The sequence below is a fragment of the Helicobacter pylori NCTC 11637 = CCUG 17874 = ATCC 43504 = JCM 12093 genome (assembly GCF_900478295.1).
GTDB lineage: Bacteria > Campylobacterota > Campylobacteria > Campylobacterales > Helicobacteraceae > Helicobacter > Helicobacter pylori.
In genome coordinates, this window is sequence record NZ_LS483488.1 from 658,853 (window position 1) to 681,956 (window position 23,104).

A 23,104-nucleotide genomic window follows, 5' to 3' on the forward strand; every position below is an offset into this window, starting at 1 on the left:
GTTTAAGCGGATTTTTCTAATCCATGATTTCACTTTTTGCTCTTTATTATGGAGTGATTTTTGAAAATGGGAGCGAATTAGCGCTTAACAGCGTATTTATGGGGAATGCGTGCGTGTTTTTGGCGGTGGTTGGATTTTTCAAAATCCGATCGTTTTAAAATTTTAACTTACTTTGTCAAAAATTTTTTATAGTTTAAGCAAACCTTAAGCTTTCTATGACTATACTTTCATTTCCTTGTTTCAGCAAGGGCTTTTAAAAAGTCGCTTGATACCTTACAAGGATAGCTGATTAAAAGCAAACGATCTTTGAAAACTAAGCAAATTGATAGAAGTTCTTTTTAAAGGGATATTCTAAAACAATAAGCAATGACTTATCAAGTGGAGTGGGGGTTTTTATAACTCCCATTCTTGGATAAGGAATTCTTATCCAATCTGCCAATTGATTTCATTGATTATGATGATTATATCATTATGATTGATGACTGAATGGCATGAGAGTATTTTATTCAGGTTAGCGTTTAGCCAAACCTTTTTAAAAAGTTTCTTTCTGTTTTGTTGTTGTAATACTTAAGAACACAACCCGTTTTATTCAATCATCAAATAAAACGAGTTCTTGTGATACGCTAAAGCTGTTGTTAGGAATAACAACAGCCTATCAAAAAACAAAAAGAGCTTTAGGACAAACGCTTTTATGGAGAGTTTGATCCTGGCTCAGAGTGAACGCTGGCGGCGTGCCTAATACATGCAAGTCGAACGATGAAGCTTCTAGCTTGCTAGAGTGCTGATTAGTGGCGCACGGGTGAGTAACGCATAGGTCATGTGCCTCTTAGTTTGGGATAGCCATTGGAAACGATGATTAATACCAGATACTCCCTACGGGGGAAAGATTTATCGCTAAGAGATCAGCCTATGTCCTATCAGCTTGTTGGTAAGGTAATGGCTTACCAAGGCTATGACGGGTATCCGGCCTGAGAGGGTGAACGGACACACTGGAACTGAGACACGGTCCAGACTCCTACGGGAGGCAGCAGTAGGGAATATTGCTCAATGGGGGAAACCCTGAAGCAGCAACGCCGCGTGGAGGATGAAGGTTTTAGGATTGTAAACTCCTTTTGTTAGAGAAGATAATGACGGTATCTAACGAATAAGCACCGGCTAACTCCGTGCCAGCAGCCGCGGTAATACGGAGGGTGCAAGCGTTACTCGGAATCACTGGGCGTAAAGAGCGCGTAGGCGGGATAGTCAGTCAGGTGTGAAATCCTATGGCTTAACCATAGAACTGCATTTGAAACTACTATTCTAGAGTGTGGGAGAGGTAGGTGGAATTCTTGGTGTAGGGGTAAAATCCGTAGAGATCAAGAGGAATACTCATTGCGAAGGCGACCTGCTGGAACATTACTGACGCTGATTGCGCGAAAGCGTGGGGAGCAAACAGGATTAGATACCCTGGTAGTCCACGCCCTAAACGATGGATGCTAGTTGTTGGAGGGCTTAGTCTCTCCAGTAATGCAGCTAACGCATTAAGCATCCCGCCTGGGGAGTACGGTCGCAAGATTAAAACTCAAAGGAATAGACGGGGACCCGCACAAGCGGTGGAGCATGTGGTTTAATTCGAAGATACACGAAGAACCTTACCTAGGCTTGACATTGAGAGAATCCGCTAGAAATAGTGGAGTGTCTAGCTTGCTAGACCTTGAAAACAGGTGCTGCACGGCTGTCGTCAGCTCGTGTCGTGAGATGTTGGGTTAAGTCCCGCAACGAGCGCAACCCCCTTTCTTAGTTGCTAACAGGTTATGCTGAGAACTCTAAGGATACTGCCTCCGTAAGGAGGAGGAAGGTGGGGACGACGTCAAGTCATCATGGCCCTTACGCCTAGGGCTACACACGTGCTACAATGGGGTGCACAAAGAGAAGCAATACTGTGAAGTGGAGCCAATCTTCAAAACACCTCTCAGTTCGGATTGTAGGCTGCAACTCGCCTGCATGAAGCTGGAATCGCTAGTAATCGCAAATCAGCCATGTTGCGGTGAATACGTTCCCGGGTCTTGTACTCACCGCCCGTCACACCATGGGAGTTGTGTTTGCCTTAAGTCAGGATGCTAAATTGGCTACTGCCCACGGCACACACAGCGACTGGGGTGAAGTCGTAACAAGGTAACCGTAGGTGAACCTGCGGTTGGATCACCTCCTTTCTAGAGAAAAGCTTTTAACATTCGCTTGTTAAAAGCCAAAGAGTATTACCTAACAAAAGAACTTCTTGTTGCTTAGTTTTGAAAGATTGGGCTTATTCTTTCTTTTTTACTTCTTGATTTTTGTTTGATTTTTATCGGTTTTTGATTTTGCTTAATTCTTGTTTGTTTGGCTTTGATTTGACTTAATTTGACTGATTTTCATCGCTTGATTTGGATTTTTACTGCTTATGGCTTTTGTTGTTTCGCCTTGTTTTTCTTGTGTTTAATGTTGTTAGCGTTTTTGTCTTTGTTGGATTTTTAAATCTTATTTTTTCATTCTTATGTTTGAGTTTTTACTTCTTATTTTTTGTGTTTAATGTTTTGCTTAATGATTTTGCTTACTTGATTTTAATGTTTTGTTTTTTGTAGTTTTAAACGCTCAAGGATTTGGGTTTTAATTTCTTTCGGATCTAATTGAACAAGTTGTTGGCGTTCAAAATTGCGTGCCTGAAAATTAATGCAATAATTCAAAAATAATAGAATCGTTTTCATAGGGGCAACTAGGCGCATGCCCGAATAATGGAATTGAGCACAAGAAAGCGCAATAAATGCGTTGTAGGGTTTTAATAAGGGATTTCTATTGTGTGGGTTGAGTTTGATAACACCTCTAAAAGCAATTGTTTTTATATTTTTGTTTTCATCAGATGGGCTTTGTAAAATAACTTGTTCTAAAAAATGATTGATGAGCGGCACTCTATGCGCTGATGCGGATTTAGGGATAGACGCCTTTTGTAATGCTGATGCAAGACTTCTTCCCATCGTATGGTTCTCTAAAACTTGTGCTTTTGGGACAACTTGCAACTGATCGATCATTATCTCAATTTCTTCATTTTTTTTATTTATAATGTAGTTTTTATGCGAAGGGTATTTTTTGCCTTGTTTATTTTTTGTTGTTTGTGAGAATGCTAAGAAAAAGTCCTTGTTTTCATAAAAGCCCTATTTTACTGAACTTATTGGATAAAACCTACTTAAGTTAAATTGATCTCATTCTATTATAAAATATAAAAAATCAAATCTTAAAGGAAAATCATGCAAGAAAATCAAACCCGCCCTTTTATATGCCCCAAGTGTCAAGAGCCAATTGATGTGAATGAAGCGCTATACAAACAGATTGAGCAAGAAAATCAAAGCCGGTTTTTAGCCCAACAAAAAGCGTTTGAAAAAGAGGTGAATGAGAAAAGAGCGCAGTATCAGAGCCATTTCAAAGCTTTAGAGCAAAAAGAAGAGGCCCTAAAAGAGCGAGAGAGGGAACAAAAGGCTCAATTTGATGATGCAGTCAAACAAGCGAGTGCCTTAGCCTTGCAAGACGAAAGGGCTAAAATCATTGAAGAAGCCAGAAAAAACGCTTTTTTAGAGCAGCAAAAGGGTTTGGAATTGTTGCAAAAAGAATTAGATGAGAAGTCCAAACAGGTCCAAGAATTGCACCAAAAAGAAGCGGAAATTGAAAGGCTAAAAAGAGAAAATAATGAAGCAGAGAGCCGATTGAAAGCGGAAAATGAAAAAAAATTGAATGAAAAATTGGAAACGGAAAGGGAAAAAATAGAGAAAGCCTTGCATGAAAAAAATGAATTGAAATTCAAGCAGCAAGAAGAGCAGTTAGAAATGTTAAGAAACGAGTTGAAAAACGCTCAAAGAAAGGCTGAATTAAGTTCGCAGCAACTCCAAGGCGAGGTGCAAGAATTGGCGATTGAAGAGTTTTTGAAGCAAAAATTCCCCTTAGATTGCATTGGAGAAATCAAAAAAGGGCAAAGAGGGGGCGATTGCATTCAAGTGGTGCATACTAGGGAATTTCAAAATTGCGGGAAAATTTATTATGAGAGCAAACGCACCAAAGAATTTCAAAAAGCTTGGGTGGAAAAGCTTAAAAGCGACATGCGAGAGATTGGGGCTGATGTGGGGGTCATTGTGAGTGAGGCGTTGCCTAAAGAGATGGAGAGGATGGGGTTATTTGAAGGGGTGTGGGTGTGTTCGTTTGAAGAGTTTAAGGGGTTGAGTGCGGTATTAAGAGAGGGGGTTATTCAAGTGGGTTTGGCTAAAAAAAGTCAGGAAAATAAGGGCGATAAAGTGAATCTGCTCTATCATTATTTGACAAGCTCTGAATTTTCTATGCAAGTGAATGCGATTATAGAGGGGTTTGAGCAATTGAGAGCGGAATTAGAAAGCGAAAAACGCGCGATGAATAGGATTTGGAAAAGCAGGGAAAAACAAATGGAAAAAGTGTTTGAGGGCACGATTAACATGTATGGCTCTATCAAGGGCATTGTGGGTAATGCGATAGGGCAAGTGAAAGCGTTGGAGCTTGGGTATGATGGGGAAGATTTAGAGTGATATAATTTTGTATCCAATTGAGTTGCATAAGAAAAATTAAAGGAAAAAGCGAGAAAAAACATGGCGATTAATATCAAAAAGATAAAATCTTTTAAGGCGTTTTGTGGTTTAGACACGATTGAAATGGGTGAGTTTAAGCACTATAATGTCATTTTTGGAAATAATGGGTGCGGAAAAACAAGCTTGACAAGGGCTTTTGAGCTACTGATTCCAAAAAATAAGCACATTGAAAAGTATCGCACCATTTCTACTGCTGAATCCCCAAGCATTGAATTTGAATGCAAAGATGGAAGCTATACAATAGAGCCAAATAGCAATATTAAAGAGCCATCTTTTAAGGTTGAAATCTATAATAGCGATTTTTTGCACGATAACGCACCTTTCAATAGCGAGTTTGGGCTTAAAAAGCTAGATGATGGCACTATCATTTTAGAAGGCTCGGTTTTAGGCGAAGAAACCAAAGAGATCAACCAATTAAAAGATTTTAAGGAGAAAGTAGAAAAAAGACAAAAGAAAATTGAATATGAGAACAGCGCTGAAACTTTGAGTGCTAAACAAGAAAGTGCAATTAAAAAATATAATGAAGAAATAGAAAAAATACGAAAAGAAGTGACTTCAAAGACTATTCCAATAACACTAGACGAGATTAAAATAAATAATATCTGTGAAGTGTCAAAGGATAAATTTAAAGTTCAAGAAGATGCATTAACGAATCTGAAAAAAGATTTTGATGAATTGAATGAAGCCATGAAGAAATTTGATGATTTAAAAGAAATGGAATTGCCTAAAGATTATCAAACAATAAAAGATAAGTTAGAATCTTTATTTTCCTTTGATATAGATAAGGAGGCGGGGCAGGTTTCAGAGAAAATTAAAGAGCATATTAGCAAGGTTGGAAGAGAATTTATTGAGAAAGGAATAGAACTACAAAAAGAGATGCTTGATAATGCATGCCCTTTTTGCACTCAAGAAATAACCAATAATATTATTCAAGCTTATACAAGTTACTTTAACAAGCGTATTGAACAATTCAATCAAGATTCTTTAGAGGTTAGTGGGACTTTAAAAAAGATTTTAGAGCAATGGAATATAAAGGAAATATTGCAATCATTTGAAAGATTTGAACCTTTCATGAAGAAGGACTTTTCAAAAAATAAGGAAAGTTTAGAAAAAGCGTTAGAGCAAATAAAAGCTTTATTAGAAGAACTTCAAAAAGAAGTGGATAAAAAAGAGGGAGCTAAAAATGAGAAAAAATTTCAAAAGATAGATAAAGAATTGTTGGAAATTCAGGAAAATATCCAACAATGTGTTGGTGAGGCTAGAGAGATTTTAAACCAAAAGAAAGAGCAAAAAAAGAAATTAGAAAAATTAAAAACCAAGCTGAAAGAAGCGAGGATTAAAAAGGCTAAACATGATAGCTACGATTGGCAAAAGAGTAAAGAAGAGGCTGAGAGAAAACTATTAGTTTTAGATCGTGGGCATAAGAGATTAAAGTGCCTTTTAGAAAAAATTGACAATAAACTTAAAGAGCTATACGATCAAAAACGCCCTGATATTGAAATCATTAACAACTATCTTAAAGCTTTAAATTTGCCTAAATATTCTTTGAATAAAGACTATAGAATTGTTTTAAATTCTGATGCTTTAGAAAATAGTGAGGCTAAGATGATTTTAAGCGATGGTGAAAAAACCACGCTCGCATTTGCGTATTTTTTAGCGCGTTTAAAATTATTTTATAAAAAAGAGGATTTAAAAAATTTAGTTGTTGTCATAGATGATCCCATCTCTAGTTTAGACGAACAAAGGATTTATAACACAACTTGTTTGGTGGCAAAGATCAATCAAGAGCTGGCAAGGGAAAAATTGTCAAATGAAAAAGATAAGGCGCAAGTATTTGTTTTGACTCATAATCATACTTTTATGGCACGCTTAATCAATATGGTAGGCAAAAAACATGCTCGCTATTTCCAACTAGAACGCCATCAAGGGCAGTTAAAGATTGTTTGTAAAGATAAGTTCAATGGCTATTTTGATACTTTCTACTTGCTTTTATTTAGAGAAGTGTATGAATTTGCGAAAAAAGAAAAAGTGCAAGATAATTGTAATGAGGCGATAAATTATGGGAACAAAGTAAGGATTTTATTGGAAAGTTTTTTAAAGATTAATTTCATTGACTCGTTTCTTACAGAAAAACATGATGGTGTTTTTGATAAAGGCAAGATTAAAAACTTGATAGAAACAGCAAATAGGGAAGTTGAATTGAATTTTTCAAAGCTACCTTTTAATAAGGATAATAATTGTAATATAGAAAATAAAGATATGTTTTTAAAAAAAATTTTAAGGATCGTAAAAGGCTTGCATGTAGATAGTCATGGAAGTGCTATGGATTTTTTTAGCCCTTATAAAATTTCACTTGAAAATGTCCAAGAATTTGCAAAAATAGCTATTAATGTTATGAAAATTTTAAATCCTTATCAAACGCAATCTTATATGGGGAGTGTGGATAATAAAACTAAAAACAAGGAATAACATGCGCATCGTATTTATGGGAACACCGGGGTTTGCTGAAGTGATCTTAAGGGCGTTGGTTGAAAATAAGGATATAGAAGTGGTGGGGCTATTCACGCAGATGGATAAACCTTTTGGGCGTAAAAAGGAATTGAAAGCCCCAGAGACTAAAACATACATTTTAGAAAATCATTTAAATATCCCCATTTTCCAGCCGCAAAGTTTGAAAGAGCCTGAAGTTCAAATTTTAAAAGATCTAAAGCCTGATTTTATCGTGGTGGTGGCTTATGGTAAGATTTTGCCTAAAGAGGTTTTAGCTATCGCTCCTTGCATCAATGTGCATGCGTCGTTATTGCCCAAATACAGGGGGGCTTCGCCCATTCATGAGATGATACTCAATGACGATAGGATTTATGGCATAAGCACCATGCTTATGGATTTGGAATTGGATAGCGGGGATATTTTAGAAAGCGCTTCTTTTTTGAGAGAAGATTATTTGGATTTAGACGCTTTAAGTTTAAAATTAGCGCATATGGGAGCGGATTTACTTCTTTCAACGCTCAAAAATTTTCATTCCATCACAAGAAAGCCTCAAGATCATATGCAGGCTAGTTTTTGTAAAAAAATCACCAAAGCCGATGGTTTAGTGGGTTTTACAGACGCTAAAAATTTGTTTTTAAAATCGCTTGCGTTTAAATCTTGGCCAGAAATCTTTTTAGAAAATAGCCTTAAACTTTTAGAAGTGGAGTTGGTGGAGAATGAAAAGAGCCACAAGGAAGGCGAGATTTTAGCAATTGATGAAAGAGGCGTTCTTGTAGGCTGTTTGAAAGGCAGCGTGCGTATAGCAAGGTTGCAAGCGGTGGGTAAAAAGCCTTTGAAAGCGAAGGATTATTTGAATGGCAGGCGTTTGAAAGTGGGCGGTATTTTGGCATGAGAAAATGTGAAAAAAGGGTTTTTGATAGCCTGCCTTCCACGCAAATTTATCTTTTAGAAAAACTTAAAAGTAATGAACTCAAAGCTCCTGTTTTAGTCTTGGCTAAAAACCAAAGCGCTGGGATAGGCAGTAGGGGGAATATTTGGGAGGGTACAAAAAGCGCTTTGACTTTTTCGCTCGCTTTAAACGCAAGCGATTTGCCTAAAGATTTGCCCATGCAAGCGAACGCTTTGTATTTAGGGTTTTTATTCAAAGAAGTTTTAAAAGATTTAGGCTCTCAAACCTGGCTTAAATGGCCTAACGATTTGTATTTAGAGAATCAAAAAATAGGGGGCGTGCTGGTTAATGTTTATAAAGACATGCGGGTGTGCGGCATTGGCGTGAATAGGGTTTCAAAGAAGTGGGCATGTTTAGATATTGGCGCGAGCGATGATTGGATTATAGAGGGCTTTTTAAAAAAAATAGAAGAAAATCTTTTTTGGGGGGAAGTTTTAAGTAAGTATGCGTTAGAATTTCATAGAAACAACTCTTTTAGCTTCCATAATGATTGGGGCGAAGCGATGAGTTTGAGAGATGCGGAATTGTTAGAAGATGGCCGCATTTGTATCAAAGGTAAGATTTATGATAGGATGTGAGTATGATGAGTGAAATCATTGCAGTGGCTAATCAAAAAGGGGGTGTGGGCAAAACAACAACAGCGGTTAATTTATCGGCTTCTTTAGCGGTGCATGAAAAAAAAATCTTGTTGATTGATTTTGACCCTCAAGCCAACGCCACTTCAAGCTTGGGTTTTAGGCGCGATAAAATTGATTACGATATTTATCATGTGCTGATTGGCCGTAAGCAAATTTCTCAAGTGATCTTAAAAACCCAAATGCCTTTTTTGGATCTAGTGCCTTCTAATTTGGGTTTAGCCGGGTTTGAAAAAACCTTTTATGATAGCCAAGATGAGAACAAACGAGGCGAACTCATGCTTAAAAACGCCTTAGAGAGCGTGGTAGGGCTTTATGATTACATCATTATTGATTCCCCGCCAGCTCTAGGACCTCTCACGATCAATTCGCTTTCAGCAGCCCATTCGGTGATCATTCCTATCCAATGCGAATTTTTTGCCCTTGAAGGCACTAAATTATTGCTTAACACCATTAGAATGTTGCAAAAAAGCACGAACCCTAAGCTCAAAATCAGAGGTTTTTTACCCACAATGCATGTCCCTCAACTCAATTTGACAAAAGGGGTTTTAGCGGAATTGTTCAAGTATTTTGACTCAGAATTTTTTAGAGATTCGGCTACAGGAGAGTATATTATGATCCCTAAAAGCGTGAAACTAGCGGAATCGCCCAGTTTTGGTAAGCCCATCTTGCTCTATGATATTAAATCTAATGGCAGTATCGCTTATCAAAAATTAGCTCAAAGCATTCTTCAGGGGTAGTGATGGCAAAAAATAAAGTGTTGGGTAGGGGTTTAGCGGATATTTTCCCTGAAATCAATGAAGTGTATGAGCAGGGGCTGTATGAAAGAGCGAATCGGGTTGTGGAGCTTGGTATTGATGAGGTGATGCCTAATCCTTACCAGCCCAGAAAGGTTTTTAGCGAAGATTCTTTAGAAGAATTAGCGCAATCCATTAAAGAACATGGTTTGTTGCAACCGGTTTTAGTGGTGAGTGAGAACGGGCGTTACCATTTGATCGCTGGTGAAAGGCGCTTAAGAGCGAGCAAATTGGCTAAAATGCCCACGATTAAGGCGATTGTTGTGGATATTGAGCAAGAAAAAATGCGTGAAGTCGCTTTGATTGAAAATATCCAGCGAGAAGATTTAAACCCTTTAGAGTTGGCTAGATCTTATAAAGAATTGCTTGAAAGCTATCAAATGACCCAAGAAGAGCTGTCTAAAATCGTTAAAAAATCCAGAGCCCATGTGGCTAATATCATGCGTTTATTGACGCTCTCTTCTAAGGTTCAAAACGCTCTTTTAGAAGAAAAAATCACTTCAGGGCATGCAAAAGTTTTGGTGGGTTTAGATGGAGAAAAACAAGAATTGATCTTAAATTCCATTATAGGGCAGAAACTCAGCGTGCGCCAGACAGAAGATTTAGCGCGTGATTTTAAAATAAATGCAAATTTTGAAAATAAAAAACATGGTTTCAAGCAAACCCAAACGCTCATCGCTGAAGATGAATTAGAACGCTTGAATCAAAGTTTGTGGGATCATTACAAGCTTAAAGCGGCTTTGAAAGGGAATAAAATCATTTTACGATATTATGAAAATTCTCTTTTAGAGGCTTTTATGAAAAAAATGATGTCTTAACGCTTGAATGTTCTCAAATTTTAAGCGATTTTTTGTTAAGATAGAGTTAATGTTTTTATAACAAATGCGAGTTTCAAATATTTTGTAGGATTTTAGGAAAGAAATAGGTTATGAATATATCGGTTAACCCCTATTTAATGGCGGTCGTTTTTGTGGTGTTTGTGTTATTGTTGTGGGCGATGAATGTTTGGGTGTATAGGCCTTTGTTGGCTTTTATGGATAACAGACAGGCAGAGATAAAGGACAGCTTGGCTAAAATCAAAACGGATAACACCCAAAGCGTGGAGATTGGCCATCAAATTGAGACTCTTCTTAAAGAAGCGGCTGAAAAGCGTAGGGAAATGATAGCAGAAGCGATTCAAAAAGCTACAGAGTCCTATGACGCTGTGATCAAGCAAAAAGAGAACGAACTCAATCAAGAGTTTGAAGCGTTTGCGAAGCAATTACAAAATGAAAAGCAAGTGCTAAAAGAGCAGTTGCAAGCGCAAATGCCGGTATTTGAAGACGAGTTAAACAAGCGTGTGGCTATGGGTTTAGGGAGTTGATAGATGTTTTTAGTTAAAATGGTGTTAGGGTTTTTGATCCTTTTAAGCCCTTTGTGTGCTACTGGATTGGATATTTCACAAACAGATATTATAGAGCGTTCTTTAAATTTTCTTTTATTTGCGGGGATTTTGTGGTATTTTCTGGCTAAAAAACTGCGTTCATTTTTACGCTCCAAAAGCCTTGAAATCTCCAAACGCTTAGAAGAGATTCAAGCCCAACTCAAAGTGAGTAAAGAAAATAAGAAAAAACTCTTAAAAGAATTAGAGCAAGCCAAAGAAAAAGCGGAATTGATTATTTCTGATGCGAATAAAGAAGCCTATACGATCACGCAAAAATACGAATTGCAAACCAAAATAGATGTGGAAAATTTGATCAAAAATTCTAAGGCGTTGATGGATTTAGAAGTTAAAAAGATCAAAAGAGAGTTGGTTGAAAGCGTTTTTAAAGATCTAAGAGAGAGTAAAAAAGTGTCTTTCAATGTGCAAGATTGCGTGAATATTTTGAAACAAAGGCTTTAAATGCAAGATTTAAAAGTAATCTCTAAGCATTATACTAAGGCGTTGAAAAACCACACTAAAGGCGATTTAGCGTTATTAGAAGAAATTGTCGTGGGGCTTAAAAATGTAACAGAAGCCATAAAATTGCACAGACTCAACCAGGTGTTAGCTCATGTTTCTTTAAAAGTTAAAAAAGAGATTGTATTTGAAATCTTAGAAAAAATAACTTCTATAAAAGCATGTTCAGTTTTAAAGCCTGTAATGGAAGTGGTGTTAAAAAATAACAGGCTTGATGTGTTGGAATTGATCACTGAAGAGCTGTCTTTTGATTCTAAAAAGACTTTAGAAGCCACACTTTTAGTCCCACAAAAGCTTGAAGATAATGAACTAGAAGAAGTGCGACAAAAATTGCAAGCGCGTTTTAACGCTCCTGTAGAAATCACTCAAGACACTTGGTCTAAAAAAGGGATTTCTTTGAGCGTTTCAAGCCTGGATTTAGAAATAGGCTTTTCTAAAGAAGATATTTTAAAGAAAATAGAAAAACAGGTTATTCAATCTATTTAATCAATCTAAGGAGATAAAGATAATGTCCCAACTAAAATTGGAAGAAATCAGCTCGGTTATTGAAGAAAAAATCAAGAATTTTGAACTTGATTGCGATATGGCTGAAGTAGGAAAAGTCGTTTCATACGCTGATGGTGTGGCTAAGGTTTATGGCTTAAATGGTGTGATGTCGTATGAAGTGCTGGAGTTTGAAACAGGGGATAAAGGCGTTGCGGCTAACTTAGAAGAAGATAGCGTTGGCGTGATTGTGTTTGGTTTTGGCAACAATATTAAAGAGGGGACTAGCGTTAAACGCACGAAGAGTTTGATGAAAGTTCCTGTTGGCGATGCGGTTGTAGGGCGTGTGCTAAACGCTTTGGGTGAGCCTATTGATGGCAAGGGTGAGATAGAAACGAATGAGTTCAGTCTCATCGAGCAAAAAGCCCCAGGCATTATGGACAGAAAATCTGTGCATGAGCCTTTGCAAACTGGCATTAAAGCCATTGATGCGTTGGTGCCTATTGGACGCGGGCAAAGGGAATTGATTATTGGTGATAAACAAACCGGTAAAACCACCGTAGCGATCGATGCGATCATTAACCAAAAAGGGCAAAATGTGATCTGTATCTATGTGGCTATTGGGCAAAAAGAATCCACTGTCGCGCAAGTGGTCCGCAAATTAGAAGAATACGGGGCGATGGAATACAGCGTCGTGATCAACGCTTCGGCTTCAGATTCAGCTGCGATGCAATATTTAGCCCCTTATTCAGGTGTGGCTATGGGGGAATACTTTAGAGATCATGCCCGCCATGCCCTAATCATTTATGATGATTTGAGTAAGCATGCTGTCGCTTACAGAGAAATTTCTTTGATTTTGAGAAGACCCCCAGGTAGGGAGGCTTTTCCTGGAGATGTGTTTTATATCCACTCACGGCTTTTAGAAAGAGCGGCTAAACTTTGCGATGAAAAGGGTGCCGGCTCTTTGACCGCGCTCCCTATTGTGGAAACTCAAGCGGGCGATGTTTCAGCTTATATCCCTACGAATATCATTTCTATTACAGACGGGCAAATTTTCTTAGAAACGGATTTGTTTTATTCAGGGATCCGCCCGGCTATTAATGTGGGCTTGTCGGTTTCAAGGGTTGGAGGGGCCGCTCAAATCAAAGCGACCAAGCAGGTTTCAGGGACTTTACGCTTGGATCTAGCGCAATACAGAGAGTTGCAAGCTTTCACGCAATTCGCTTCTGATTTAGATGAAGCGAGTAAAAAGCAATTAGAAAGGGGGCAACGCATGGTAGAAGTGCTGAAACAAGCCCCTTATTCGCCCTTGCCTATTGAAAAGCAAGTGGTCATTATTTATGCTGGGGCTAAGGGCTTTTTAGATAGCGTGAGCGTGAAAAAAGTCGTGGATTTTGAAGAGCAACTGCACCCTTTCTTGGAAGCAAAATACCCCCAAGTTTTAGAAGAAATCCACACTAAAAAAGCGCTAGATAAGGATTTAGAAGCCATGCTAAGAAAAGTCTTAGAGGAATTTAAGCTCACTTATAGCGAGTAGGAGACGGCTAGAATATGGCGAATTTAAGAGACATTAGAAAGAAAATTGGAAGCGTTAAAAACACGCAAAAAATCACGCATGCGATGAAACTCGTTTCCACTTCCAAGCTAAGAAAAGCTGAAGAAGTTGCAAGAAATTCCAGAGCGTATGCACTAAAACTAGACGCTGTGTTTGATGATGTGCTATCCAAGATGAAAAATCAAGGGATTGAAGACATTCAAAGCAAGTATTTTAGGGAACTAGAAAGACTTGAAATCAAAAAAGTGGATATTATTTTTATCACAGCCGATAAGGGGCTTTGTGGGGGCTTTAACACCAATACCATTAAAAAAGTTTTAGCATGCACGAATGAATACAAAGAAAAAGACATTAAAGTGCGTTTGCGCGGTATTGGTAAAAAGGGTAATGAGTATTTTAGCTTTAACGGGATAGAGGTTTTAGACAAGATCAATAATTTGAGTTCTATGCCTAATTATGAACGCGCGCAGGAATTCATGAAAAAAGTGGTAGAGGATTATTTGAGTGGGAAAACCGATAAGGTGATCATCATTCATAATGGCTTTAAAAACATGATCAGTCAAGAAATAAGAGTCAAAACAATTTTGCCTATTGGGTATAAAATCATCCACCAAAACCCCCAGCCTAGTGAGACGCAAGAGACCATTACTAGCGAGCCAAGCGGGAGTGAAGATGAAATTTTAGACTCTTTAGCAGAAAAATATGTGGAGTATAGTTTATACTACGCTTTGATTGATTCTTTAGCCGCAGAGCATAGTGCTAGAATGCAGGCTATGGATACAGCGACGAATAACGCTAAAGATTTGGTTAAAACTTTAACCATTTCTTATAATAAAGCCAGACAAGAGGCGATTACGACCGAGCTAGTAGAAATCAATGCGGGCGTAGAAGCCCTAAAATAAAAATTACATTAAAATAAGGAGCGATGAAAGCGATGGAAGGTAAAATCATTCAGGTTTTAGGTCCTGTGGTAGATGTGGAATTTGAATCCTATCTACCGGCGATTTTTGAAGCGTTAGACATTAATTTTGAAGTTAATGGCGTTCAAAAATCTTTAGTTTTAGAGGTGGCAGCCCATTTGGGCGGTAATCGGGTGCGAGCGATTGCTATGGATATGACAGAAGGCTTAGTGCGTAACCAAGCCGTCAAAGCTCGTGGCAAAATGATTGAAGTGCCTGTGGGCGAAGAAGTGTTAGGGCGCATTTTTAATGTTGTGGGCGAGAGCATTGACAATTTAGAGCCTCTTAAGCCGTCCTTAACTTGGCCCATTCACAGAAAAGCCCCTAGTTTTGAGCAACAAAGCACTAAAACAGAAATGTTTGAAACCGGTATTAAAGTCATTGACTTGCTTGCACCTTATTCTAAGGGTGGTAAAGTAGGCTTATTTGGTGGGGCTGGCGTAGGCAAAACGGTGATCATTATGGAGCTTATCCATAATGTGGCTTATAAACATAACGGGTATTCGGTGTTTGCAGGTGTGGGGGAGCGCACCAGAGAAGGGAACGATCTGTATTTTGAGATGAAAGAAGGGGGCGTTTTAGACAAAGTCGCGCTGTGCTATGGGCAAATGAATGAGCCACCAGGTGCGAGAAACCGCATCGCATTCACCGGCTTGACGATGGCGGAGTATTTTCGTGATGAAAAGGGCTTAGATGTGTTGATGTTTATTGACAATATCTTTAGATACGCTCAAAGCGGTGCGGAAATGAGCGCGCTATTAGGCCGTATCCCTTCAGCGGTGGGGTATCAGCCCACGCTAGCCGGGGAAATGGGGAAACTTCAAGAGCGTATCGCTTCCACTAAAAATGGCTCTATCACTTCGGTTCAAGCGGTGTATGTGCCGGCCGATGACTTGACTGACCCAGCTCCTGCTTCGGTGTTTGCGCATTTGGATGCGACTACGGTGTTGAATAGAAAGATCGCTGAAAAAGGGATTTATCCGGCGGTGGATCCTTTGGATTCCACTTCAAGGATTTTAAGCCCTCAAATGATCGGTGAGAAGCACTATGAAATCGCTACCGGCATCCAGCAAGTTTTGCAAAAATACAAGGATTTGCAAGACATTATTGCGATTTTGGGCTTAGACGAATTGAGCGAAGAGGATAAAAAAACGGTTGAAAGGGCCAGAAAAATTGAGAAGTTTTTATCCCAGCCGTTTTTTGTGGCTGAAGTGTTTACGGGAAGTCCCGGTAAGTATGTGACTCTCCAAGAGACTTTAGAGGGCTTTGGAGGGATTTTAGAAGGTAAATACGATCATATTCCCGAGAACGCATTTTACATGGTGGGCAGCATTCAAGAGGTTTTAGAAAAAGCTAAAAACATGAAAAATTCCTAAGGGTTTTGTGATGGCTTTGTTGAAAATTAGTGTGGTAGTTCCTGAGGGGGAAGTCTATACAGGAGAGGTTAAAAGCGTTGTGTTGCCAGGAGTTGAAGGGGAATTTGGGGTGCTTTATGGGCATAGCAACATGATCACCTTGCTTCAAGCGGGAGTGATTGAGATTGAAACTGAAAACCAAAAAGAACACATTGCGATCAATTGGGGCTATGCAGAAGTGACTGGTGAGCATGTGGATATTTTAGCCGATGGGGCGGTCTTTATTAAAAGAGAATCAGATGACAGAGATGATGCTATCTCTAAGGCTAAAAAGCTTTTAGAGGACGCAAGCTCTGACAGGTTAGCGGTCTCTAGCGTGCTGGCTAAGATTGAGTCTCTTTAAGGGGATAATCATGTTAGATTCAATCGTTTATTTTTTCAATAAGAGCGGGTTTGTTACCACGCTTGTTTTAGTTTGGATTTCGCTTTATTTGGTGATGACTTTATGGGTCTTTTTGTATAAAAGCATTGTGTTAAAGATTGAACTCAAGCGCGAGATGCAATCTTTGTCTAACATTCTTAATGGGGCACAAGACGCTCCAGAGCATTTTATGTTTAATAAAAAAAGAAATGATGAGACCAAAAGGTATTCTAATGAATTGTTGCAGGCTTGGAAACATCAAGTTCTTAAGCAAAGCACGACGGGTCTAGTGGTGTTGAGCATCATCTCTTCTACAGCCCCCTTTATTGGTTTGTTTGGAACGGTGGTTGAAATTTTAGAAGCGTTTAACAATTTGGGCGCGTTAGGTCAGGCTTCTTTTGGGGTGATCGCGCCCATTATTTCTAAGGCTCTTATCGCCACCGCTGCAGGTATTTTAGCGGCCATTCCAGCCTATTCTTTTTACTTGATTTTAAAACGCAAGGTGTATGATTTATCGGTTTATGTGCAGATGCAAGTGGATATTTTGTCTTCTAAAAAATAAAGCTTTTAAGGGGATTTTATAAATATCTTAAATAGGGAGTTAGAAGGTTTTTATGAATTACGATAACTATTGGGATGAGGACAAACCAGAACTCAATATCACGCCTTTAGTGGATGTGATGCTTGTTTTGTTGGCTATTCTTATGGTAACGACGCCCACTCTCACTTATAAAGAAGAGATTGCTCTGCCTTCTGGTTCAAAAACTGCTAGAGCCACTCAAGATAAAATGATAGAGATCCGCATGGATAAAGACGCAAAAATCTATATAGATAGTCAAACCTATGAATACAACTCCTTCCCGGATACTTTCAACTTGCTTTCTAAGAAATACGATAAAGATACTAGGGTTAGTATCCGCGCGGACAAACGATTAACTTATGACAAAGTGATTTATTTGTTAAAAACGATTAAAGAAGCGGGTTTTTTAAAAGTTTCTTTAATCACAAGTCCTTAAAAAGTAGGGCTAATTTGCATGAGTAAGAGCGCGATCTTTGTTGTTTCTGGCTTTTTAGCGTTCTTGCTCTATGTTTTGTTGTTGTATGGTTTGTTGCTAGAAAGGCACAATAAAGAAGCGGAGAAAATCCTTTTGGATTTGGACAAAAAAAACGAACAAGTCATTGATTTGAATTTAGAAGATTTGCCAAGCGATGAAAAAAAAGATGAAAAAGTAGCTGAAAAAGTAGAAGAAAAAAAAGATGAAAAAGCAGTTGAAAAAAATGCAACTGATAAGGAGGGCGATTTTATTGATCCTAAAGAACAAGAAGAAAGCCTTGAAGATATTTTTTCTTCACTCAATGATTTTCAAGAAAAGACAGACGCAAACGCCCAAAAAGATGAGCAAAAAAATGAGCAAGAAGAAGAGCAAAGGCGTTTAAAAGAACAACAACGCTTAAAGCAAAACCAAAAAAATCAAGAGATGTTGAAAGGTTTGCAACAGAATTTGGATCAATTCGCGCAAAAACTAGAAAGCGTTAAAAACAAAACTTTAGATTTGCAAATTCCTAAACAAGATGGGGTTGATGAAAAGGCTTACCAAGAGTGGTACGCTCAAATCTATCAGATTTTATATAAAGGTTGGAAAGGGGTTTTTTACCACAAGGCTTCAGTGAGTGCGCTGATTATGATCACTAAAGATGGAGAGTTTGATTATACCATTCTTAGCTACTCCGATTTTAAGGATTATAACAAGAGCGTGATGACCCTTTTAAATGATTTAAAGAAAGTGGATTTCCCCCCATACCCGGGAGGAAACATGATTTCTATTCAAGTTAATTTCACCACTAAGGAAGAACAATGAGGTATTTATGGCTTTTTTTAATATGCGCTATAGGGCTTTTTGCAACAGATAAAACGCTAGATATTATTAAAACCATTCAAAAACTTCCTAAGATTGAAGTGCGCTACTCTATAGATAACGATGCCAATTACGCTTTAAAATTGCATGAAGTTTTGGCGAATGATTTAAAGACTAGCCAGCATTTTGATGTTTCTCAAAACAAGGATCAAGGCGCTATCAATTACGCAGAACTTAAAGATAAAAAATTCCAACTTGTAGCGCTGGTGAGCGTGGCGGTAGAAAATGGCAATAAAATTTCACGATTAAAACTTTATGATGTCAATACGAGCGCTCTTGTTAAAACTTTTGACTACCCCATTGTAAGTTTAGATCTATACCCTTTTGCAGCGCACAACATGGCCATTGTGGTGAATGATTATTTAAAAGCCCCTTCTATCGCTTGGATGAAGCGCCTTATTGTTTTTTCTAAATACATTGGACCAGGAATCACAAACATCGCACTAGCGGATTATACGATGCGTTATCAAAAAGAAATCATCAAAAATAACCGACTCAATATTTTCCCCAAATGGGCGAACGCTGAGCAAACGGAGTTTTATTACACGCAGTATGGCGAAAGAACGCCCATGATTTTAAAATACAACATTCAAAAAGCCACTCATGAGAATATCGCTAGTTCTCAAGGAATGGCTGTGGTCTCTAGCGTGAGTTCTGATGGCTCTAAAATTTTAATGTCTTTAGCCCCTGATGGCCAACCGGATGTGTATTTGTATGACACGCATAAAAAAACTAAAACTAAAATAACGCGCTATCCTGGGATAGATGTCTCAGGAGTGTTTTTAGAAGATGACAAGTCTATGGCTTTTGTTTCGGATAGATCCGGTTATCCTAACATCTACATGAAGAAATTGGGGTTAAAAGAAAGCGCGGAGCAACTCCTTTATGAAGGAAGAAGCAATGAATCCATTGACGCTTATAAAGATAGTATTGTGTATGTGAGCCGAGAAAACCTTAATGAATTTGGCAAAACGGTGTTTAATTTGAATCTGATCACTCTAAACAGCAAATATATCCGCAGACTTACCGTGAATGGCTCTAACCAGATGCCTCGTTTTTCTACGGATGGGAGAAATATCATGTATATCAAAAAGACACCACAAGAATACGCCATGGGGCTTATTTTGCTAGACTATAATCAGAGTTTTTTATTCCCTTTAAAGAATGTGAAAATACAAGCCTTTGATTGGTAAGGTTAAATTAAGCGAATGTGAGTTAATATTTACACTTATTAAAATTTTATTCTTGGAGAATTTATAATGAAGAGATCTTCTGCATTTAGTTTCTTGGTAGCTTTTTTATTGGTAGCTGGCTGTAGTCATAAAATGGATAATAAGACTGTGGCTGGCGATGTGAGCGCTAAAACGGTTCAGACTGCACCTGTTACTACAGAACCAGCTCCAGAGAAAGAAGAGCCTAAACAAGAGCCAGCTCCAGTGGTTGAAGAAAAGCCGGCTATTGAAAGCGGGACTATCATCGCTTCTATTTATTTTGATTTTGACAAGTATGAGATCAAAGAATCCGATCAAGAGACTTTAGATGAGATCGTGCAAAAAGCTAAAGAAAACCACATGCAAGTGCTTTTGGAAGGCAATACCGATGAATTTGGCTCTAGCGAATACAACCAAGCGCTTGGCGTTAAAAGGACTTTGAGCGTGAAAAACGCTTTAGTCATTAAAGGGGTAGAAAAAGATATGATCAAAACCATCAGTTTTGGTGAAACCAAACCCAAATGCGCCCAAAAAACTAGAGAATGTTACAAAGAAAACAGAAGAGTGGATGTCAAATTAGTGAAGTAATTCTAGGATGAAAAGGTTTTTTTTTATCCCTTTTATCGCTCCCTTTTTTCTCAATGGGGAGCCTTCAGCGTTTGATTTACAAAGCGGAGCCACCAAAAAAGAACTCAAGCAGTTGCAAGTCAATAGTAAGAATTTTTCCAATATTTTGACCAAAATCCATTCGCAAGTAGAGGCTAACACTCAAGCTCAAGAGGGTTTGAGAAGCGTTTATGAGGGGCAGGCTAATAAGATTAAAGATCTCAATAACGCTATCCTTTCCCAAGAAGAATCCTTGCGAGCCTTAAAAGCCTTGCAAGAAGTGCAAGCTAACACATTAAAGCAGCAATCGCAAACTTTAGAGGATTTAAGGAATGAGATTCACGCTAACCAACAGGCCATCCAACAGCTAGACAAGCAAAATAAAGAGATGAGTGAATTATTGACCAAGTTAAGCCAGGATTTGGTTTCACAAATCGCCTTAATCCAAAAAGCCCTCAAAGAACAAGAGGAAAAAGCTGAAAAGCCGCTCAAACCAAGCGTTCCGGCCAATAAAAACCCCCCTTTAAAAGCCGAAGCCCCAAAAAATCAAGAGAAAAAAACCCAAGAAAAGGCGAAAGTGGAGTTTGATAAAGATTTGTCCAAGCAAAAAGAGATCTTTCAAGAAGCCCTGTCTTTTTTTAGAAACAAATCCTATGCAGAAGCCAAAGAGCGTTTGTTGTGGTTAGAAGCCAATAGTTACAGACTTTATTATGTGCGTTATGTTCTTGGAGAAGTGGCTTATGGAGAAAAGAAATATAGAGAAGCGATCAAGTATTACAAAGAGAGCGCTCTTTTAAATAAAAAAGCGTCTTACATGCCTGCGCTTTTGTGGCATACGGCATGGTCGTTTAAAAAAATCAAAGACGATCAAAACTATTATAAATTTTTAAACACTTTGCAGCACTTGTATCCTTCAAGCGAACAAGCTAAAATGGCACAAAAAATCTTAGAAAACAAGGAGAAACACTATCATGCAAAACCATGATTTAGAGTCAATCAAACAAGCCGCTTTGATTGAATATGAAGTGAGAGAACAAGGCTCTAGCGAAGTGCTAGACAGCAATATTTCTAAAGAGCCTTTAGAGTTTATTATAGGCGCTAATCAAATCATAGCAGGGTTAGAAAAGGCGGTATTAAAGGCTCAAATTGGCGAGTGGGAAGAGGTTGTCATCGCCCCAGAAGAAGCTTATGGGGTTTATGAAAGCAGCTATTTGCAAGAAGTCCCTAGAGATCAATTTGAAGGCATTGAATTAGAAAAAGGCATGAGCGTTTTTGGGCAAACTGAAGACAATCAAACCATTCAAGCCATTATCAAAGACTTTAGCAACACGCATGTGATGGTGGATTATAACCACCCGTTAGCCGGGAAAACTTTAGCGTTTTGTTTCAAGGTTTTAGGTTTTAGGGAAGTGAGCGAAGAAGAAATTTTAGCTTCACACCATGGCGGTGGGACAGGTTGCTGTGGCGGTCATGGGGGTCATGGCGGAAAGAAAGGTGGGGGTTGTGGTTGCTCATGTTCGCATGGGTAGTAAGGTATAGGAGTCTTTAAAAGGCAAGATCATGAATAGTTCTAATCTCAAAAATTGGCTATTCCCTACCATTTGCTTTTTTTTATTTTGTTATATTTTAATTTTTTTAATGTTTTTTATGTTTAAAAGTTTGCAATCGCAATCGTTTGGCTCTGTGGCAGAAACCGGAAAAAAACCCATCACCACCACCAAGAAATTTGGTAAGGAATTGCAAAAACAGATTTCAAAAATCCATTAACTTTTTTTCTTTTTTGCCGATACTTGCTGTAATGAATTGAATATTAAATTAAAGGATTTTACAATGATCAATGCCATTTCTTCTCTTGCTCCGGTGCAATCTTTGGGGAATTACAAGCGTGTGGAAAAGAATGAAAAAGTTGAAAATAGCGAGGCCGCTCTTGATAGGGTAGCTGAAATCAAGAAAGCGATTGAAAATAACCAGTATAAAATCAACTTGCATGAGACTTCTCACAAAATGGCACAGGATTTATTAGGGATAAGCTAGGGACTTCATTTCTAGGGGGTTTGTTCTTGCTGTGATTTTGCTTTTCATTAAATTTTAGTTTCTCTGTGTTTTAAAATGAGTTTTTTGTTCTCTTAAATGGGGCATGTTTTTTTGTGTGTCAGGAATGATTGATTGGGGATTTTAACTTTTATGGATTTTTGCTCTGGTATTGGTGGAGGCCGTTTGGGCTTGGAGCAATGCCATTTAAAATGCGTAGGGCATGCCGAAATCAATCATGAAGCCCTTAGAACTTATGAATTATTTTTTAAAGACACCCATAATTTTGGGGATTTGATGCGAATCAATCCTAATGATTTACCCGATTTTGATGCGCTCATTAGTGGGTTTCCTTGTCAGGCTTTTTCTATCAATGGCAAAAGGAAGGGGCTTGAAGATGAAAGAGGGACGATTATTTATGGGCTTATTCGCATTTTAAAAGTCAAACAGCCTGAATGTTTCTTACTTGAAAACGTTAAGGGCTTAATCAACCATAAGCAGCAAGAAACTTTTAAAACCATTATCAAAGCCTTGCAAGAAGCGGGCTATACAACTTATTATCAAATTTTAAACAGCGCTGATTTCCAATTAGCCCAAAAGAGAGAACGCCTTTATATCGTAGGGTTTAGGAAGGATTTAAAACACCCATTTCATTTCCCTTTAGGTTTAGCCAATGATTATTGTTTTAAGGATTTTTTAGACGCTGATAATGAATGTTATTTGGATGTGAGTAACGCTGCATTTCAAAGATACTTGCATAACCGATACAACCATAACCGGGTTTCTTTAGAAAATATCTTAACTTTAGAAAACGCCGTTTTAGACACAAGACAATCTGATTTAAGGTTGTATTTTAATGTTTTTCCTACTTTAAGGACTTCTCGGCATGGTTTGTTTTATACCCAAAAAGGTAAAATCAAAAGATTAAATGCAACTGAAAGCCTGCTTTTACAAGGATTTCCTAGGGATTTGATTGCTAAGATTAAAAATAATCCTAATTTTAAAGAAAGCCATTTGTTATCCCAAGCGGGGAATGCGATGAGCGTGAATGTGATTGCTGCAATCGCTAAACAAATGTTAAAGGCGATTCAATAAGGGAGCTTTAAGGGGAGAATGATTTCAAAATACCCCCTATTCC

General features: G+C 38.2%; 24 protein-coding genes, 1 rRNA gene and 1 pseudogene. 25 read left to right on the plus strand and 1 reads right to left on the minus strand.

Translation table 11 applies throughout. From position 1 onward, the window contains the following. Window positions 1-23 precede the first annotated feature (23 nt). Together DQL14_RS08770 and DQL14_RS03405 are read left to right on the plus strand one after the other, a co-directional pair. Window positions 24-158 carry a hypothetical protein gene (locus DQL14_RS08770; RefSeq protein WP_269459360.1) on the plus strand — a complete coding sequence of 45 codons (135 nt, stop codon included), beginning with the start codon at window positions 24-26 and terminating at the stop codon, window positions 156-158. A 530-nt stretch (window positions 159-688) separates the two neighbouring features. Continuing rightward, window positions 689-2,192: ribosomal RNA gene (locus tag DQL14_RS03405) — 16S ribosomal RNA — on the plus strand. A gap of 387 nt (window positions 2,193-2,579) precedes the next feature. Here DQL14_RS03405 and DQL14_RS03415 read toward each other — a convergent pair. Further along, window positions 2,580-3,044: pseudogene (locus DQL14_RS03415) on the minus strand (hypothetical protein). 216 nt (window positions 3,045-3,260) lie between these two features. Between DQL14_RS03415 and DQL14_RS03420 the strand changes: the two are divergent. The 23 genes from DQL14_RS03420 to dcm all read left to right on the plus strand — a co-directional run bounded on the left by DQL14_RS03420 (window position 3,261) and on the right by dcm (window position 23,061). After that, window positions 3,261-4,559, plus strand: coding sequence for a DUF2130 domain-containing protein (locus DQL14_RS03420; protein WP_108169827.1), 1,299 nt, complete (start codon window positions 3,261-3,263; stop codon window positions 4,557-4,559). Between the two features lie 60 nt (window positions 4,560-4,619). Continuing rightward, window positions 4,620-7,088, plus strand: a complete 2,469-nt coding sequence (locus tag DQL14_RS03425) for an AAA family ATPase (protein ID WP_108169828.1) — start codon at window positions 4,620-4,622, stop codon at window positions 7,086-7,088. A gap of 1 nt (window position 7,089) precedes the next feature. Further along, a complete protein-coding gene (gene fmt / locus DQL14_RS03430) occupies window positions 7,090-8,001 on the plus strand; it encodes a methionyl-tRNA formyltransferase (RefSeq protein WP_108169829.1) in 912 nt (303 codons plus the stop codon). Beyond that, complete coding sequence (locus DQL14_RS03435; RefSeq protein ID WP_108169830.1) at window positions 7,998-8,636, plus strand: biotin--[acetyl-CoA-carboxylase] ligase; 639 nt, start codon at window positions 7,998-8,000, stop codon at window positions 8,634-8,636. The genes fmt and DQL14_RS03435 overlap by 4 nt, the downstream gene beginning before the upstream one ends. A 5-nt stretch (window positions 8,637-8,641) precedes the next feature. Beyond that, the gene (gene soj, locus DQL14_RS03440) at window positions 8,642-9,433 is read left to right on the plus strand and encodes a chromosome partitioning ATPase Soj (RefSeq protein ID WP_001890591.1); all 792 of its coding nucleotides are present in this window, start codon (window positions 8,642-8,644) and stop codon (window positions 9,431-9,433) included. 2 nt (window positions 9,434-9,435) lie between these two features. Continuing rightward, window positions 9,436-10,308 (plus strand): ParB/RepB/Spo0J family partition protein, encoded by an 873-nt coding sequence (locus tag DQL14_RS03445; protein WP_108169831.1) that lies wholly within the window; start codon window positions 9,436-9,438, stop codon window positions 10,306-10,308. Window positions 10,309-10,418: 110 nt separating this feature from the next. Next, on the plus strand, window positions 10,419-10,853 hold the full coding sequence (locus DQL14_RS03450; protein ID WP_001027624.1) for a FoF1 ATP synthase subunit B': 435 nt from the start codon (window positions 10,419-10,421) through the stop codon (window positions 10,851-10,853). 3 nt (window positions 10,854-10,856) lie between these two features. After that, window positions 10,857-11,372, plus strand: coding sequence for a F0F1 ATP synthase subunit B (locus tag DQL14_RS03455; RefSeq protein ID WP_078247803.1), 516 nt, complete (start codon window positions 10,857-10,859; stop codon window positions 11,370-11,372). After that, window positions 11,373-11,915, plus strand: a complete 543-nt coding sequence (locus DQL14_RS03460; RefSeq protein WP_108169832.1) for a F0F1 ATP synthase subunit delta — start codon at window positions 11,373-11,375, stop codon at window positions 11,913-11,915. Between the two features lie 22 nt (window positions 11,916-11,937). Next, window positions 11,938-13,449 (plus strand): F0F1 ATP synthase subunit alpha, encoded by a 1,512-nt coding sequence (atpA, locus tag DQL14_RS03465; RefSeq protein WP_000080506.1) that lies wholly within the window; start codon window positions 11,938-11,940, stop codon window positions 13,447-13,449. Between the two features lie 14 nt (window positions 13,450-13,463). Further along, window positions 13,464-14,369: an ATP synthase F1 subunit gamma gene (gene atpG, locus DQL14_RS03470; protein ID WP_000002173.1), complete on the plus strand. Its 906-nt coding sequence runs from the start codon at window positions 13,464-13,466 to the stop codon at window positions 14,367-14,369. Window positions 14,370-14,401: 32 nt separating this feature from the next. Further along, complete coding sequence (gene atpD / locus DQL14_RS03475; RefSeq protein WP_001861912.1) at window positions 14,402-15,802, plus strand: F0F1 ATP synthase subunit beta; 1,401 nt, start codon at window positions 14,402-14,404, stop codon at window positions 15,800-15,802. Between the two features lie 10 nt (window positions 15,803-15,812). Then, on the plus strand, window positions 15,813-16,184 hold the full coding sequence (gene atpC / locus DQL14_RS03480; protein WP_162296855.1) for an ATP synthase F1 subunit epsilon: 372 nt from the start codon (window positions 15,813-15,815) through the stop codon (window positions 16,182-16,184). Window positions 16,185-16,194: 10 nt separating this feature from the next. Continuing rightward, window positions 16,195-16,764: a MotA/TolQ/ExbB proton channel family protein gene (locus DQL14_RS03485; protein ID WP_000887313.1), complete on the plus strand. Its 570-nt coding sequence runs from the start codon at window positions 16,195-16,197 to the stop codon at window positions 16,762-16,764. Window positions 16,765-16,816: 52 nt separating this feature from the next. Beyond that, on the plus strand, window positions 16,817-17,218 hold the full coding sequence (locus tag DQL14_RS03490) for an ExbD/TolR family protein (protein WP_001105106.1): 402 nt from the start codon (window positions 16,817-16,819) through the stop codon (window positions 17,216-17,218). Window positions 17,219-17,236: 18 nt separating this feature from the next. After that, complete coding sequence (locus DQL14_RS03495) at window positions 17,237-18,061, plus strand: energy transducer TonB (RefSeq protein ID WP_108169834.1); 825 nt, start codon at window positions 17,237-17,239, stop codon at window positions 18,059-18,061. Then, complete coding sequence (gene tolB / locus DQL14_RS03500) at window positions 18,058-19,311, plus strand: Tol-Pal system protein TolB (protein WP_108169835.1); 1,254 nt, start codon at window positions 18,058-18,060, stop codon at window positions 19,309-19,311. The genes DQL14_RS03495 and tolB overlap by 4 nt, the downstream gene beginning before the upstream one ends. Window positions 19,312-19,377: 66 nt before the next feature. Then, window positions 19,378-19,917 carry an outer membrane protein Omp18 gene (locus tag DQL14_RS03505; protein ID WP_033765600.1) on the plus strand — a complete coding sequence of 180 codons (540 nt, stop codon included), beginning with the start codon at window positions 19,378-19,380 and terminating at the stop codon, window positions 19,915-19,917. 7 nt (window positions 19,918-19,924) lie between these two features. Next, complete coding sequence (locus DQL14_RS03510; protein ID WP_108169836.1) at window positions 19,925-20,920, plus strand: hypothetical protein; 996 nt, start codon at window positions 19,925-19,927, stop codon at window positions 20,918-20,920. Continuing rightward, on the plus strand, window positions 20,907-21,464 hold the full coding sequence (locus DQL14_RS03515) for an FKBP-type peptidyl-prolyl cis-trans isomerase (RefSeq protein ID WP_108169837.1): 558 nt from the start codon (window positions 20,907-20,909) through the stop codon (window positions 21,462-21,464). The genes DQL14_RS03510 and DQL14_RS03515 overlap by 14 nt, the downstream gene beginning before the upstream one ends. 31 nt (window positions 21,465-21,495) lie before the next feature. Next, window positions 21,496-21,702: a hypothetical protein gene (locus tag DQL14_RS03520; RefSeq protein ID WP_001088955.1), complete on the plus strand. Its 207-nt coding sequence runs from the start codon at window positions 21,496-21,498 to the stop codon at window positions 21,700-21,702. A gap of 63 nt (window positions 21,703-21,765) precedes the next feature. Next, window positions 21,766-21,969, plus strand: coding sequence for a flagellar biosynthesis anti-sigma factor FlgM (locus DQL14_RS03525; RefSeq protein WP_001901022.1), 204 nt, complete (start codon window positions 21,766-21,768; stop codon window positions 21,967-21,969). Between the two features lie 132 nt (window positions 21,970-22,101). After that, entirely contained in the window at window positions 22,102-23,061 is a 960-nt protein-coding gene (gene dcm / locus DQL14_RS03530; RefSeq protein WP_162296856.1) for a DNA cytosine methyltransferase, read from the plus strand. Window positions 23,062-23,104: the final 43 nt, after the last annotated feature.

Coding starts and splice junctions, on each gene's coding strand:
- DQL14_RS03485 (WP_000887313.1), top strand. CDS start 16,195: ATGTTAGATTCAATCGTTTATTTTTTCAATAAGAGCGGGTTTGTTACC.
- fmt (WP_108169829.1), top strand. CDS start 7,090: ATGCGCATCGTATTTATGGGAACACCGGGGTTTGCTGAAGTGATCTTA.
- DQL14_RS03445 (WP_108169831.1), top strand. CDS start 9,436: ATGGCAAAAAATAAAGTGTTGGGTAGGGGTTTAGCGGATATTTTCCCT.
- tolB (WP_108169835.1), top strand. CDS start 18,058: ATGAGGTATTTATGGCTTTTTTTAATATGCGCTATAGGGCTTTTTGCA.
- DQL14_RS03460 (WP_108169832.1), top strand. CDS start 11,373: ATGCAAGATTTAAAAGTAATCTCTAAGCATTATACTAAGGCGTTGAAA.
- DQL14_RS03420 (WP_108169827.1), top strand. CDS start 3,261: ATGCAAGAAAATCAAACCCGCCCTTTTATATGCCCCAAGTGTCAAGAG.
- DQL14_RS03425 (WP_108169828.1), top strand. CDS start 4,620: ATGGCGATTAATATCAAAAAGATAAAATCTTTTAAGGCGTTTTGTGGT.
- DQL14_RS08770 (WP_269459360.1), top strand. CDS start 24: ATGATTTCACTTTTTGCTCTTTATTATGGAGTGATTTTTGAAAATGGG.
- DQL14_RS03490 (WP_001105106.1), top strand. CDS start 16,817: ATGAATTACGATAACTATTGGGATGAGGACAAACCAGAACTCAATATC.
- DQL14_RS03435 (WP_108169830.1), top strand. CDS start 7,998: ATGAGAAAATGTGAAAAAAGGGTTTTTGATAGCCTGCCTTCCACGCAA.
- atpG (WP_000002173.1), top strand. CDS start 13,464: ATGGCGAATTTAAGAGACATTAGAAAGAAAATTGGAAGCGTTAAAAAC.
- atpC (WP_162296855.1), top strand. CDS start 15,813: ATGGCTTTGTTGAAAATTAGTGTGGTAGTTCCTGAGGGGGAAGTCTAT.
- DQL14_RS03450 (WP_001027624.1), top strand. CDS start 10,419: ATGAATATATCGGTTAACCCCTATTTAATGGCGGTCGTTTTTGTGGTG.
- DQL14_RS03525 (WP_001901022.1), top strand. CDS start 21,766: ATGATCAATGCCATTTCTTCTCTTGCTCCGGTGCAATCTTTGGGGAAT.
- DQL14_RS03510 (WP_108169836.1), top strand. CDS start 19,925: ATGAAAAGGTTTTTTTTTATCCCTTTTATCGCTCCCTTTTTTCTCAAT.
- atpD (WP_001861912.1), top strand. CDS start 14,402: ATGGAAGGTAAAATCATTCAGGTTTTAGGTCCTGTGGTAGATGTGGAA.
- DQL14_RS03520 (WP_001088955.1), top strand. CDS start 21,496: ATGAATAGTTCTAATCTCAAAAATTGGCTATTCCCTACCATTTGCTTT.
- DQL14_RS03455 (WP_078247803.1), top strand. CDS start 10,857: ATGTTTTTAGTTAAAATGGTGTTAGGGTTTTTGATCCTTTTAAGCCCT.
- DQL14_RS03495 (WP_108169834.1), top strand. CDS start 17,237: ATGAGTAAGAGCGCGATCTTTGTTGTTTCTGGCTTTTTAGCGTTCTTG.
- DQL14_RS03515 (WP_108169837.1), top strand. CDS start 20,907: ATGCAAAACCATGATTTAGAGTCAATCAAACAAGCCGCTTTGATTGAA.
- soj (WP_001890591.1), top strand. CDS start 8,642: ATGAGTGAAATCATTGCAGTGGCTAATCAAAAAGGGGGTGTGGGCAAA.
- DQL14_RS03505 (WP_033765600.1), top strand. CDS start 19,378: ATGAAGAGATCTTCTGCATTTAGTTTCTTGGTAGCTTTTTTATTGGTA.
- atpA (WP_000080506.1), top strand. CDS start 11,938: ATGTCCCAACTAAAATTGGAAGAAATCAGCTCGGTTATTGAAGAAAAA.